Here is a 13,596-nt window from a genome sequence, read left to right as displayed (position 1 = left end):
GGGGACTCTCATGATCCGGACCCCTCTGTGCCTGAACCGGCCTTGCTGTTGATTGCGCGCTGCGCGGGGTAGGTTTCGACGTGAGAGGCGATCAGGGCAAGGACAAGGGGAGGCCATGCTTTTTGAGCCGTTGTATGCGTACTACCGGACGCTGGGGCACAGGGGCCGGGCGGTGCTGTTTCAGCTTCCGCTGTCCACTACGATGCTGCTGGTTGTGGTCCTGACGATGGTCCTGCATCCGCAACTCGATGTGGGCGGCTCATTTTTGTACAGCCTGGGAATCCATGTTCTCCTGCTTGCCGCGTGCTCCCTGGTGCCGTGGGGCCGCCTCCCGGAACGGGCCGTGCTCATCATACCGGTCCTTGACTGCATAGCCGTGGGGATCTCCCGCGAGGCCGCCGACGAGTACCTCACCGTCCTGGGCTTCCTCCTGGTGTTTCCTGTCGTGTGGCTGGCGGCGGACCGGCGCCGGACCGGTGTCCTGCTCGCCGTCGTCGCCACCATCCTCAGCGCCGTGCTGCCCCCGGTCATTCTCGGTACGGGCTTCGACGGGCCGGACTTCATCCGGATCGTCCTGCTGCCCGTCATCCTCGGAGCAACCGCGCTCACCGCCCACGGAATCGTCAACGCCCTCACGTTGCAGCGGCAACAGCTGGAAGCCCAGGGCTGCGAGGTCCGGGACCTCCTATCTGCCAGCGAGGACCGGGAGCGGCTCCTCAACACGGTCATGGACACTGTGAGTGTCGGAGTCTGCGCCCTCGACGCCCAGGGCCGCGTCGTCCTTATGAACCATCAACTCAGCAGTCATCTGGGCCGAACCATCACGGGCACACCCACGCCCGATGATCACGCCGAGTTCCCCGTCTACGGCGCCGACCGGAAGCTTCCCCTTCCTATGGAGCGGCATCCTGCGTTCCGCGCCTCAAGTGGTGAGTCCTTCACGGACGAACTGATCTGGGCCGGCGACAGAACCGGTCAGAAGGCGTATTCCACGACATGCCGACTGATCGAGGGCACCAACGGCCAGCACTCCGGGGCGGTCCTCGCGTTTACCGATGTCACGGCGCTGGTTGAAGCACTGTCGGCCAAGGACCAGTTCGTCTCGAACGTCTCGCACGAGTTGCGGACCCCGCTGACGTCCATCCTCGGCTACCTGGAGTTGGGCCTGGCGGAAGAGGGCGTTGATCCCGAGATGGAGTTTTACCTGACAGTGGCCAGGCGCAACGCCGAACGGCTGCTGCACCTGGTCGGAGACCTGCTCACCATCGCCTCCGACGCCATCACCATTGAACCCCGTGACGCGGACTTGACCGAAGTCGTCCGCCACAGCGTCCAGGCCGCCCAACCCAGGGCCAAGGCCGGCGGCCTCACCCTGGAACTCCTCCCCAGCGGAACCGCGCCCGGCCACTTCGACCCCGACCGCATCACCCAGGCTGTCGACAACTTGATCTCCAACGCCATCAAATACACCCCGCGCGGCGGTACCGTCACCCTCCAAGTCAGCAACGACGGCCACGAACTCCGCTGCGAAGTCACCGATACCGGCGTCGGCATGACCGAGGAGGAACTGGATCAGGCCTTCACCCGCTTCTTCCGGGCCGCAAACGCACACTCCTCGACCATTCCCGGCGCCGGGCTGGGCCTGGCAATCACTAAATCCATCGTCGAAAACCACCGCGGCTACATCACCCTCTCCAGCAGGCCCGGAGAGGGCACCACCGCAACCCTGACCCTGCCGGCCGCCGATGCGGATGCCGCATCCATGGTGACCGCCTAGCACGTGGAATCCCCTACAGAGCACCGGGCGGAAGGGGAGAAATAGGGGGCCGCTCCCCCTCGACTGGTCACCTGTCCGGGCCTATTCTGTCCTCGCAAGATCCCGACAATGATGACGGAGGTGTCGACATGGGAGCACAGGAAGACACAGCATTGGTGCGGCGCGGCTATGAGGCGTTCACCGCCGGCGACATGGACACGCTCAGGGAACTGTTCACCGAGGACGCCGTCTGGCATATTGGCGGCACCGGGCCCCTGTCTGGAGACAAGAAGGGCCGGGACGCAATCCTTGCCTATTTCGGTGAGCTGTACTCACGCTCGAACGGCACTCTCAAAGTCACCCTGGACGACGTGGCCTCGGGCGACAAATACACGATCGGCGTCCAGTCGGGCCATGCGGAGCGCGACGGTAAATCCCTGGACCAGCGGATCGTCATCGTGTTCACGATCGCTGGCGGGAAGGTGACTGAAGTCCTGGAGGCGCCGGACGATACGGCCAAGGCATCCGACTTCTGGGCATAGCCAAGATCAGCACTGGAGGAAGCCCGATGTTCGCCAGAGTCAGCACCTACAAGACTGATCCCGCCGCCACGGCGGATGCACCCACGGAAGAGACAGTAAAGCGGGTCCTCGAGATCCCCGGATGCCGCGGGATCTACTTCCTCTACGCGAAAGACTCCCAGAAGGCGCTGTCCATCACCTTATGGGAAAGCGAGGAAGCCCTTGATGCCAGCCAGCAGGCCGCGAATGCCATCCGCTCAGACAGCAGCAAAGAGCAGAACAGCCAGATCGTTGACGTTGAACAATTCGAGGTCACGGTCAGCAGCATCAAGAATTGAGAATCGCCCGGGGTGCGACTTTCCCTTGCCCGGCGTCCTCAGCCGGAAGCGGATTACGCTTGCAATCCAAACCCTAAGCATGCTTACTGTTGGTGCAGCCGAATGCGAACGGCTGCCGAACCAGAGGAGGAAACACCATGGGACTGGGCGACAAGATCGACAACGCTGCCGAGAAGGCAGGCGGCAAGGCCAAGGAGACGGCCGGCACCGCAACAGGCGATGAAAGCCTGCGCACCGAAGGCCAGGCTGACCAGGCCAAGGGCGATGTGAAGCAGGCCGGCGAAAAGGTCAAGGACGCCTTCAAACACTGACAGACATCACGGGAAGGGCGCGCTCAGCGAACGGGGCGCGCCTTTTCTGTGTCTCCGGAGCGATCGTCTTTCTCGCGTAGCGTAGGGGCAACGACAATGGGGGTATCTCGTGGAGGTTGACCGATGACGCAGATCAAGCGCCGTGCACCGGACCCCGAGTGGGTGCAGATGTACCGGCAAGGTATCCCGACGCCGAAGATCGCTGCGGGCGCTGGAGTCGCAGAAACCACCGTCCGCTACCACCTGGCCATCGCCGCCAATCAGGACCCGAAACTGCGCGCGGAGCACAAGGCCGCCCTGCCGCCGGCTCCCCCGCAGGCGACTGCTGCCGGCCGGCGGAACCTGGAGGACGTCCTGGCCTTTTACGCCGTTGAGGGCCGACTGCCCGTCCACCGTCGCTCCCAGCGGGAGTCCGCGCTGGCAGGGTGGCTGGCCTGGCGGCGTCAGGAAGCCGACAACGGCAGCCTCTCCCCCGTCTACGCCGACGCCCTGGACGCCATTCCGGGCTGGCGGACATACCCGACCAAGCGGGACGCCGACGCGGCCCGGTGGAAACAGCGGCTGGGCCAGGTGGACGCCTATCTCAAGGCTGGCAACGAATGGCCCCGGCACAACAAAACCGATGACCGGGAAGAGCGCACCCTGGGGGTCTGGTTGCACACCCAGCGCATCTTTTACCGGACGCTAAGGCGGCCCTCCAACCACTACGATCCTGGTTCCTCAGCGGGGTGCCGGCGCGGGGCCAGCTAGTCGTAGTCGAACGGCGACACCGGCGCAGAGGACGACGGCGGTGCCTCCGAGGATTGTGGCCCAGGTGAGTTGTTCGTGGAGTAGAAAGGCGGCCCATAGGATGCTGAGGACGGGTTGGGTGAGTTGGACCTGGCTAACCTGTGCCATGGGGCCGATGGCGAGCCCGCGGTACCAGGCGAAAAAGCCAAGGAACATGCTCACGACAGCCAGATAGGTGAACGCGGCCCACTCGATCGGGGTCCCGCTGGGTGGTTGCTGCGCTAGGGCTGTGATGGTCAAGCCGAGCATCAGCGGGGACGCGATCGCGAGTGCCCATGAGACGGTTTGCCATGCCCCGAGTTCACGGGCGAGTAGGCCGCCTTCCGCGTATCCGATGGAAGCAGCCAGGACGGCCGCGAAGAGCAGCAGATCTGATGAGGTGAGGTGTGCGAGGCCGCCTCCCTGGAGCGCGGCGAACCCGATCGCCACGATGGAGCCGACAGCTGCCAGAACCCAGAACGAGATTGGTGGTCGTTCTTTGCCCCGGATGACTGCCATGACGGCAGTCGCAGCGGGCAGGAGTGCGATCACCACAGCTCCGTGACTGGCCGGTGCTGTCGTGAGGGCGAAGGAGGTGAGTAGGGGGAAGCCGATGACGATACCGCCGGCGACGACGGCCAGTCGTATCCATTGGACGCCGGTGGGGAACCGTTGCCGGGTAATGGCCAGTGCTGGGATAGCGAGGGCTGCGGCGATCACTGCCCGCCCTGATCCGATGAATAAGGGTGAGAGCCCGCCGACTGCTACACGGGTGAAAGGCACGGTGAAAGAGAACGCGAGAACGCCGAGCAATCCCCAGGCGAGTCCTGCCCGAGAGGCTGGTAGCACGGCCGGCTTTTCGAGAGTAGCGCTACTATTAGGGTTCATGACTAACGATAGCAGTACGAGAATCGTGGTGGCTCTGCGGGAGTGGATCGCAATCGCTCCTGCCGGCGCGAAGCTTCCGTCGACCCGCTCGTTGGTGATCCGTTATGAGGCCAGTCCCGTCACCGTACAGAAAGCACTGCGCACCCTGAGCGGGCTGGGACTGATTGCGAGCAGACCCGGAGTTGGTACCTTCGTTCGGGCCGTCCGCACCGCGAAGCCCTCGGATTTTGGCTGGCAGACCGCTGCACTCGGATCCCCGCGCAACCGATTCTCCGCATCGCCGGCGACGATGCGGCCCACACCAGCTGACGCTATCGCTCTTCATGGTGGATACCCCGACCGGGATCTGCTGCCTGAACGCCTTATACGTGCTGCCCTGGCCCGGGCGGGACGCAGTGACGCCGCGTTCACGCGTTCTCCCGTCGCTGGTTTGCCTGAGTTGCAGTCGTGGTTTGCCTCCGAACTGGCTACTGCTGCCCCTGTCGGAGTGACTCCGCCCCTGGCCGGTGACGTCATCGTGCTTCCCGGCAGTCAGAGCGGGCTCAGCTCGATCTTTCGGGCGCTGGTCACTGACGGCCGGCCGCTGCTGATCGAGTCGCCTTCCTACTGGGGTGCGATCCTCGCAGCAGCACAGGCCGGTGTCCGCCTGGTCCCCATCGCCTCCGGCCCCACTGGCCCTGACCCGGAAAACGTCGCCCAGGCGTTCGAAGAAACCGGTGCCCGAGCGTTCTATGTACAACCGAACTACGCCAACCCGACCGGAACCCAATGGTCGGCCGGGGCCGCGCGCCAGATACTTGACGTGGCCCGGACCTATGGTGCGTTCCTCATCGAGGACGACTGGGCCCACGACTTTGGCATCACCACCGACCCAACACCGGTAGCAGCCAAAGATGACAACGGGAACGTCGTCTATATCCGTTCACTGACCAAAAGCGTGTCACCCGCACTCAGGATCGCCGCGATCATCGCCCGCGGACCGGCCCGAGAACGGATCATCGCTGACCGGGCTGCCGCGTCCATGTACGTCAGTGGAGTCCTACAGGCCGCTGCCCTGGACATCATCACTCAGCCCGGTTGGCAGACTCACCTCCGCGGTCTCCGTCAGCAGCTCCGGTCGCGACGGGACCTGCTCGCCGACAGCCTCACCCAGCACGCGCCTCTCGCGCATATCACGGCCATCCCACCCGGCGGATTAAACCTCTGGGTCCGCCTCCCCGACACGACAGACCTGCCCTCCTTCACCCGTGAGTGCGAGTCAAACAACGTCCTGGTTGCTCCCGGTGGCGAATGGTTCCCCGCGGAACCCACAGGACCCTTTATCCGCCTCAACTACTCCGGCCCAAATCCTGGCGCCTACCCGGAGGCAGCTCGCATCATCGGCCGAACCCTGGAAAAAGCCAACAACTAGGGGACGAACGTCCATGCGCTGGTGCGGGCGTCGGCCCCAGAAATAATGAGAAACACGCCCACGAGGGCCAGTAGCAAAAGAGCGATGCTTACCTGGTGTGCGCCTACAAGGCGATGGGCGTAGCAAGCTCTGCGTCGCGCGCTGGCAGGCAGCGCTTTTTCAGTTCACCATGTTCAATTGGTTCTCGTGGAACCTCTCGAAGATACCTACACCAATGCCACCGTCATCTTGCGCCCGGCGCGGGTCGCTGTTCTGTTCCGCGGCGGTGATCATTGGCGCTCGTCGGCTCGCTTGGCAATCTCTGTTACCGGAAAGTATTGGGGTGGAGCTGGGTTCATTCTTGTCCCTTTCAAAGATGACGGGACGGTTGCCCCCGAAATTATTGACGTTGTTGCAGCTTATGATCCTGACCACGTAGTTACCGTGCGCCTGCCGCGTAGAGAGATGGAGCGAGTAAATCCGGGGTTTATCGCCCTTCGCTCCGAGGATGGCAAACTTCTCGTCGAGGCTGAGGAACGCAGGTCCTATCTGACTCGCCCCGATGTTATTGACCTGCCTATACAGGACTCCGTGGCTTTGAAGGCCCGGGCTTTCGTGGCGGCGGCGTGTACCCCGTTTCGTTACGGCGATCCGGGTGAGGTTCAAAGTGAGAGCATCGAACACTTGGATTTCGAGGTGGGCCCACGACCGGGCCGCCTCATTGCCGCGGCGCGTCCGATGCCCTCTGAATCGGTCGTTCTTGCCGGTTCGGAGACTTGGACGGGGTCGGGGTCGCTCTCCCTCGCGATCCGCACAGGAGTGCTGCCCTACGCGCTCGAGAAAGACCAGAATGAGCGCGAAGAACCTGATGAGGCCCAGATGATGAGGCTCGCTCTCGACCCCGAAAGGTGGTCCAGGAAAGCGCCAGGTGATCTCGTGGAGAGAATGAACGTAGGCGGGGCATCAACCGGCGAAAAGACATTTTTTTGGTGTGACGAGCCGGACGGCGGCTTAACCTCACTGCGGTACCGCTTTTCGATCGACGCCGGCGCCGTTGTTGTTGGTGACACCGCTGAGGATTTCGCGCTGGCTTATGCCTACGAGCGGCTGCTCGGCTTTGGCGTCTGGCTCAGCTCCGAGATGCTGACGAACGAAACCGTTGCCCGCACAATCCGGTTAGAACTCGCAAATGCAGGGATGCGTGTCCAGGGGTGGGCCGGCCGCCTCCTATTGTCCTCAAGCTCACTCGATAGAGCAGAATTGACGGGGCTTACGGAGGTGCTGTGTGGGGACAGCTGGGAGGCTAACCCCTTCCCTGATGCTTCTACGGACGCGATCGGAAGAAGCAAAAGTTTGCCTGACGGGGTAGAACTTGGCGTGCCTGAACTCCGTCTAGGGCTCCATCAAATGGCCGTGGCGGAGCCGCCTGAGACGCAACTCTCTGTCCCTGTCTCGGTTGCCCAGGACGGCACCACGTTTATGCGTGCACCGCTCGCAACCCCGCAGCCCGCGGCACTAATAAGGCCAAAGAACGGACCAGTGAGGCCGTACTGGTATGTAGGCGTGAACTTCTGGGAGACGTCAATGCCACACGGTCGAGGAGTCCCACAGATTTTCGTTCAACCAGAGCGGCAGCCTTTCATAAATAGCGGGGTCAGGAGCAGCAGGGACGGGTTTGTCTTCCACTCCCAAGCCGGGGGACTTATTGGAGCCGGGGCCTCCTTGACGAGCCAGATTTCACAACCCAGGCTCAAGATTCTTGGCATGCAACCTTGGGTGCAAGCCATGGCTAATCAGGCAGGTCTTGAGGCAAAGTCATCTGTCCCTGGAATGCATGCCCAGCTCCTGGCCCGTCGGCTCGGGGGAAGGCAGGCATTGGCTGAGATGGTTTCGGGGCCGTTTCACCCTGCACTTAGAAGGTTCGCGTCAGGCGATCCGAAAAAGCCGGCCGAGCGTACGAGCAAAGTCTTCCCTCTAAGGGACGGAGTTGCACTCGGGTACGACCCATATCCAAGGTTTGAAGCGCTGTGCAGGTGCGTTCCGGGACTGCGAGATGAGGATGTGCGAAGTTGGATCGATCAGCTTGCACAGGCCGATCTCCTCCGGCGTGGATTTATCCTTGATTGCTCCGACTGCACGCGGCCCTCGTTCGTGGGGATCGATCAGATCGGGCAGCGTTTTCTCTGCGTCAGGTGCTCTGCAGTAAATGAGCTGACAGCTACACGGTGGAACAATGACGGCAACGAGCCTGCCTGGTTCTACGACCTACATGCATCGTTTAGGGAGCTTATGACGACCCACGGGGATGTTGGGCTGTTCGCAGCACAACACCTGAGACGGGGAACCTGGGAGTACTCAGACACTTCGGAAATTGAGTTCCTCGCCGCCGGCACTGGCAAACCGGTGGCAGAAATGGATCTGATTGCGCACGTCAACGGTGAAGTCGTGGTCGTTGAAGCGAAGTCCAACGGGAAATTGGGAAACGGCCCAAGAGAGGCACGCTCAGCGGCGAAAAAGAAGATCGATATTGCGTTGGCCCTGCACGCAGACAAAGTTCTTCTCGCCACTACAAGGCCAAGGATGGCAAACTCGGCAAAACAGATGCTTCGCGAGGCTGCAACACTAGCGGGAGCTAGGAATTTACGAATCGATGAAATAACCGGTCTCGGACCGGAACTCTTTGAGACAGAGCCGACATTCGATATTTGAGTTCGCGAACAGCTTTGAAACTTCGCCCTTAGCCCGACCGCATACTCATCCGGCGTCAAGACCCTGCCCGTAAGCCGGTCCCTCACCGCCCCTCAGGTAAAGAAAGGATCCGTTGACGGATCAGTGGCAGAGGATTCCGCTGGACTTCCTGAGAGGATCGGGTCTATGGATTCGATCTTCGTGAATGGAACAGTCGGCGTGGGAAAGTCAACCCTCGCGGATGCGCTCAGCGCAGCTGAACGGGGTAGCCACGCCGTCATCGATCTTGACGCCATTCGAAAACTGAGGCCAGCGCCGAGCGCGGATCGGTTCAACCACGAGCTCGAACTGCTCAATCTCAAAAGCCTCGCCGAAAACTACCGAGCTGCGGGCGCAAAACGATTCATCGTCGCAGGGGTCATCGAGGAAAAAGCCGAACTACCTCGTTACATTGATGCACTGGGTTCTGAAGGATTGTTTGTCTGCCGTCTCGTGGCTCGTTCCGACGTCTTGAAGGCACGTTTGCGCTCCCGCCATCGTGAGGATCCTGAAGGACTGATATGGCATCTCAATCGGGTCGGCACACTTACGGACATTCTTGAGGCTGCAGGAATTGATGACCTGGTAATAGATTCCTCGGACATTCCACCTGCGGAGCTTGCCGCGGCTGTTCGACGAGCAGCCGGTTGGGACTAGACCCACCAGCGCCCACATCAGGGACGCGTTGAGGGATCCCTCAGCGTGCCAATGAGGGGGCTGTCAGGAATGCCGCCAGGCTGCTATTCGGGTATGTCCTGGAAGTACTGCGCTACGTCGTAGTTGCCAATGAGCCTTGCTAGGCCGACCGGCGTCTGCCCGCTTGCGTTGACGTGCAGCGGGTCAGCGCCGTGGGCACGGAGCAGTCCGATCAGCTCACCCCGACCTTTGGAATTAAATACGGCGATCCAAAGTGATGTGTTGCCGAAGACGTTCTCCACGTCGACCTTTGCTCCTGCATCGATCAGAGAGGCAGCCGCCGCAGGGGCGAATTCCTGCGCTGCGAGATGAAGCGGCGTGAAGCCCTGGCGGTCCACAACGTCAGGCGATGATCCCGCGGCCAGCAACCGTGCTATTGCCTCGGCATCGTCTTCCAGCGCAGCGTAGTGGAGTGGAGAACGGCCGGCAGGGTCCACCCGGTGCCTCGGCTCGTTGTCCACGTTCATTCCATATTCTCGATAGCGCCAAGTCGGGTGCGCACTTCCGCTGATCTGATGTCATAACCGGTCGCCCGAGCACCTGTCCAATTGAGGCCCACGAGAATCCCGTCACCCTCGAGGCCGTCGATCCAGCGGGTGCGCCACGCGTCCAAGCGGATGGCCATCGGTTCGAAGTCCCTGTAGTCGGGGACATTCGCGATAACGCGCTCTGCTCTGCTCCGAAGGGACCAGAAAGGCATGCTGCGATCACCATCCCCGTTGAGCGGGGCCGGGAGGCCCCCTGCATCGCGGATCGCCCACACCTCACCGTTCTTGACGATCTCTTCGTAGAAGACAGTTGCATGCGCTGCGCTGACACTCATTCCCACAGCCTATGACGCTAGGGAGGCCAGCAAGCAGCCCACGAAACCCTCATAGGCGCCGGACCGTGGACAGGGCCAAGGCGGCCCGGTGAAGGATCCCGAAATGGAACCCTGTTCTGGTCCATACGGTTCTCATTGCTGGGCACGTTGCCATCCGTCGGCGTCCAAGAGGGTGCCTCTGCCCGGCGCAGCCCCTTATGGCACGCAAGAATAGAGCCTAGGCTGACGTTCGTGGAGGACACCGATAACGGCATCTTTGCTCGGGGAGTGCGATACGAGTTCATCGGCGGGGGCTACAGCAACTACCAGTTTCAAGCCGGCACTCCCTGGCTCCGTTTCGTCGTCACCCCGGAGCAGCTGGAGTTTCACGGACGCGGCCTGAACCTTTTCCGCATCGGCCCTTGGATTGTGCCGCGGAGCAAGGTCAAGGAGGTCTTCTCTAAGCGCCGGCACCGCCTGTTCCCGCCCGTCATCTGGGAAGTCGAGATTGTCACCGCGGACCCAAGTGTGTGGTTTACCTTCTGGTCGCCCCACGATTCCGGTCCGGTCCTCCTCTCGATGGAGGAATGCGGTTATCCCGTGGACTGGACCCCGCACAACTGGGTAGGCATGCCGATCGAGTGACCTGGCGAAGCTTTCGTAACTTCATTGTCCCTAGACAACGAATTCTGCTGAAAGGCTTCAGCCTGGCGTGGACCGTGCGTAAGCCGATCCCCACAGGGCGGGTGAGCCTTTCTTGCTATGACCAGCCCTCGACGGACTACCAATCCATCAACACTTCGTGCGCCGTCTCCACAATCTTGTTGGAAATATCCTCCCGGCTTTGCGGCATGTCGTCCCAGTCGTCACGAAGGACAACCAAATAGTTCAACTCCGCGGGCTGCCCTAGTTCGTGCCAAGCATGGCCCAGAATGAGATTTGCCCCGTTGTAGGGTTCGAGGACGCCGGCAACGATTTGTTGGAGCCAGTGCCGAACCAATGCGCGCCGGGCTTCGCCGTCGTCCTCATAGGGCTTGCCCAACTCCTCCCGGACCTGGACCCATAAATCAGCGGCCCCACGTGGGTCATTCCGTAGGTGTCCGGCCAGTTCGCGAAGCGTGGGAGAGTCATAGCCCTCAACAAGCAAATCCGCCGCTACATCCGGATAGTTCTCGCTGGGTACCAACCCCACTTGGTCGCGCAAGAACATCAGGCGCACATTTCCAGTTTCCTGTTTCATGGGAAAACCCTAGTCCCGGTGCCGCCCGGCCCCTCACCTCCGGAATGAATGTCCCACAGGGTGATCGTTGAGGGGCGGTCAAGGATCTTCTAGCGAACAGCAAAAGTCGCGTTTGCCATCTTCAGTGTGGATAGCGGCGTGCTCAAGCGGTATGACTTGCAGGGTTAGGCTCTGAGCAGTCGCAGCGGCGAGTGGACCGTCGGACCCAAGATCCCAGTATGCGTCGGCGGCGCATACCGGTGGAGAGCAGGCAACGAGCCGGGCAGTCGTTCCTTGAGCGCTCTCGCCTCGGCTGGCCTGCCGGCCCGGAAACGTTCTCGCCTCGGCTGGCCTGCCGGCCCGGAAACGTTCTCGATCTGCGGAATTACGTGCAGCATTCAAATTTTTTCGAAATTCTCGTTACAGTTTGCTGGCTGCCGGACATTAACAGGGCATGAGCTTGCAAACGATGGGGGAACGCGTGGATCCGGAGAGGGAAAACCGGTTCCTAGCCGCTCACGCAGCGACCCATGACCGCATCTACCGCTATTTCCGCCGCAGGACGGAGGGTGCCGCTACTGCCGAGGACCTGTGCGCGGAGGTCTTCAGGATCGTCTGGGAGAAGTCCGCGCACGGTGATGACCTCTCGGCGATCGTCCTCTTCGGCGTGGCCAAGAACGTTCTCCGGAACCATGACAGGTCACAGTCCCGATCGGCGGGACTTATCGGAGCGTTGCGTTTGGAGCGCAGCCATGAAGCCCGTGTGGACGAATCCGTCGTCCTGGAGGCCATCGAGAACTTGGCTCCGAAGGAGCGGGAAGTATTACTGCTGACGTACTGGGACGGACTGAGCGCCGTTGAAGTGTCCCAGCTCCTCAACACATCGGCGACTGCCGTGCGGATGCGCCTGCACCGGGCCCGCAAGGAACTTGGCCGCCTACTTCAGAAACAGTCAGTGTCAGAAGGAGCAGCAGAATGAGCCACGACCAATCCGTCGCCGGGCTGCTCTCAGCCGCCGATCCTGCCCTCACGGTCACCGAGGACGAACTGATTCGCAGCCGCCAGCGGTCCCTGTCGTTCGTAAACTCCGAAGTCACCCACCTGACCACAGGGGGATCCATCCACGACTTCCACCGCGCACCCGCCAAACGCCACTGGGGACGTTTCGCCGTCGCCGGGCTCGGCGCAGCGGCAGTCGCGGCAAGTGTCCTGGTCGGCTCGACCATGGCATCACGTCCGGACGACAATGCTGCGGCACCCTCAGCCACGTCAACGGCGCGGACGACACCCTCCAACGCGGCGAAGACTTCCCTGACGGGGGAAACGGTCACCGATTCCTTTGGGAACGTCGACTACTACACCACGGACCAGGGCGACACATTGGCGGGAGTTGCAGCAAACTTCCACATCACTGAGAAGGAACTCGCGGAATTCAATGAGGTCCAGCCCGGAAGTGCGCTGCCTCCGAACACGAAGCTTCGACTGATCCCGCCCCCCGGTCCGATCAACGGGGCGAAAGGGACTGCCACCGTGGATGCGAACGGCATCCCCATCAGTTACACCATCGAACCAGGTGACACCCTTGCCGGGATCACCTACCGGTTCGGAATCACCGACAAGCAACTGGCCGAAGCAAACAAGGTCGCGTTCACCTACGAGAAGGGCAATACCTACTTCGTGCGCGCCGGGAACCACATCCAGCTGCAGAAAAACCCTGTCGACAGCAGATCCGGCCGAGGAACGAGCGTCAACAATTCCTTCGGCCAAACCATTTACTACACCACCGTCGACGGAGACTCATTCGACAGCATCGGCTACCAATTCCGGTGCACCACGGACCAGTTGCTCCGGTGGAACACGACCCTTTCAGCAGACCGTCCCATCCCCGCGGGAACCAAGATAAGACTCATGCCCGGCGAAGTCACGGTCGAGGGTGCGCACGGCACCTTCACCGTGGACGCCGACGGGATTCCTCTGACCTACACCACGGCACCTGGGGACACCCAGACTCAGATCGCCTTCCGCTTCGGAATCCCCTCGATCGCGGATCTGGCATGGGCGAACCGCCCGCTCACCGGCACAGGCAGCGTCTGGTACACCTTCGCGGACCTGACCTCCGGGGAGCTGAACCCGGGCCAGACCATCAGCCTCAACCTGACCAAACCCATCCATCAATAACC

General features: G+C 61.8%; 15 protein-coding genes. 11 read left to right on the top strand and 4 right to left on the bottom strand.

Annotated features, from left to right (window positions below; all coding sequences use genetic code 11):
• Window positions 1–115 precede the first annotated feature (115 nt).
• The 5 genes from IEW19_RS18560 (at window position 116) to IEW19_RS18540 (ending at window position 3,676) form a co-directional block, all read left to right on the top strand.
• Window positions 116–1,777 carry a sensor histidine kinase gene (locus IEW19_RS18560; RefSeq protein WP_229748580.1) on the top strand — a complete coding sequence of 554 codons (1,662 nt, stop codon included), beginning with the start codon at window positions 116–118 and terminating at the stop codon, window positions 1,775–1,777.
• A 128-nt stretch (window positions 1,778–1,905) separates the two neighbouring features.
• Window positions 1,906–2,298 carry a nuclear transport factor 2 family protein gene (locus IEW19_RS18555; RefSeq protein WP_188573064.1) on the top strand — a complete coding sequence of 131 codons (393 nt, stop codon included), beginning with the start codon at window positions 1,906–1,908 and terminating at the stop codon, window positions 2,296–2,298.
• Window positions 2,299–2,324: 26 nt separating this feature from the next.
• Window positions 2,325–2,615: an antibiotic biosynthesis monooxygenase gene (locus tag IEW19_RS18550; protein ID WP_188573063.1), complete on the top strand. Its 291-nt coding sequence runs from the start codon at window positions 2,325–2,327 to the stop codon at window positions 2,613–2,615.
• A 137-nt stretch (window positions 2,616–2,752) separates the two neighbouring features.
• Entirely contained in the window at window positions 2,753–2,926 is a 174-nt protein-coding gene (locus tag IEW19_RS18545) for a CsbD family protein (RefSeq protein ID WP_188573062.1), read from the top strand.
• Window positions 2,927–3,049: 123 nt separating this feature from the next.
• Window positions 3,050–3,676 (top strand): helicase-associated protein, encoded by a 627-nt coding sequence (locus IEW19_RS18540; RefSeq protein ID WP_188573061.1) that lies wholly within the window; start codon window positions 3,050–3,052, stop codon window positions 3,674–3,676.
• Here IEW19_RS18540 and IEW19_RS18535 read toward each other — a convergent pair.
• Entirely contained in the window at window positions 3,647–4,582 is a 936-nt protein-coding gene (locus tag IEW19_RS18535) for a DMT family transporter (RefSeq protein ID WP_188573060.1), read from the bottom strand. The two genes, IEW19_RS18540 and IEW19_RS18535, sit on opposite strands and share 30 nt — an antisense overlap.
• Here IEW19_RS18535 and IEW19_RS18530 point away from each other — a divergent pair.
• The 3 genes from IEW19_RS18530 (at window position 4,581) to IEW19_RS18520 (ending at window position 9,356) form a co-directional block, all read left to right on the top strand.
• A complete protein-coding gene (locus IEW19_RS18530) occupies window positions 4,581–5,993 on the top strand; it encodes an aminotransferase-like domain-containing protein (RefSeq protein WP_188573059.1) in 1,413 nt (470 codons plus the stop codon). The two genes, IEW19_RS18535 and IEW19_RS18530, sit on opposite strands and share 2 nt — an antisense overlap.
• A gap of 186 nt (window positions 5,994–6,179) precedes the next feature.
• Window positions 6,180–8,681, top strand: coding sequence for a hypothetical protein (locus tag IEW19_RS18525; protein WP_188573058.1), 2,502 nt, complete (start codon window positions 6,180–6,182; stop codon window positions 8,679–8,681).
• Between the two features lie 165 nt (window positions 8,682–8,846).
• Entirely contained in the window at window positions 8,847–9,356 is a 510-nt protein-coding gene (locus tag IEW19_RS18520; protein WP_188573057.1) for an AAA family ATPase, read from the top strand.
• Window positions 9,357–9,439: 83 nt separating this feature from the next.
• Here IEW19_RS18520 and IEW19_RS18515 read toward each other — a convergent pair whose 3' ends face one another.
• Both IEW19_RS18515 and IEW19_RS18510 read right to left on the bottom strand, forming a co-directional pair.
• A complete protein-coding gene (locus IEW19_RS18515) occupies window positions 9,440–9,856 on the bottom strand; it encodes an ankyrin repeat domain-containing protein (protein ID WP_229748579.1) in 417 nt (138 codons plus the stop codon).
• Window positions 9,857–9,858: 2 nt separating this feature from the next.
• Window positions 9,859–10,218 (bottom strand): DUF2750 domain-containing protein, encoded by a 360-nt coding sequence (locus IEW19_RS18510; protein ID WP_188573055.1) that lies wholly within the window; start codon window positions 10,216–10,218, stop codon window positions 9,859–9,861.
• A gap of 231 nt (window positions 10,219–10,449) precedes the next feature.
• Here IEW19_RS18510 and IEW19_RS18505 point away from each other — a divergent pair, with 231 nt between their 5' ends.
• A complete protein-coding gene (locus IEW19_RS18505; protein WP_188573054.1) occupies window positions 10,450–10,842 on the top strand; it encodes a hypothetical protein in 393 nt (130 codons plus the stop codon).
• Between the two features lie 136 nt (window positions 10,843–10,978).
• Here the strand turns inward: IEW19_RS18505 and IEW19_RS18500 are convergent, their stop codons facing one another.
• Window positions 10,979–11,437, bottom strand: coding sequence for a hypothetical protein (locus IEW19_RS18500; protein ID WP_188573053.1), 459 nt, complete (start codon window positions 11,435–11,437; stop codon window positions 10,979–10,981).
• Window positions 11,438–11,870: 433 nt separating this feature from the next.
• Here IEW19_RS18500 and IEW19_RS18495 point away from each other — a divergent pair, with 433 nt between their 5' ends.
• Window positions 11,871–12,395: an RNA polymerase sigma factor gene (locus IEW19_RS18495; protein ID WP_188573052.1), complete on the top strand. Its 525-nt coding sequence runs from the start codon at window positions 11,871–11,873 to the stop codon at window positions 12,393–12,395.
• A complete protein-coding gene (locus IEW19_RS18490) occupies window positions 12,392–13,594 on the top strand; it encodes a muramidase family protein (RefSeq protein ID WP_188573051.1) in 1,203 nt (400 codons plus the stop codon). Before IEW19_RS18495 ends, IEW19_RS18490 begins: the two co-directional genes overlap by 4 nt.
• Window positions 13,595–13,596 lie beyond the last annotated feature (2 nt).

The sequence above is a fragment of the Arthrobacter liuii genome, assembly GCF_014639275.1.
In the GTDB taxonomy this organism is placed as follows: domain Bacteria; phylum Actinomycetota; class Actinomycetes; order Actinomycetales; family Micrococcaceae; genus Arthrobacter; species Arthrobacter liuii.
Note: the sequence above shows the minus strand (reverse complement) of the source record. Positions and strands in the feature narration are given on the sequence as shown.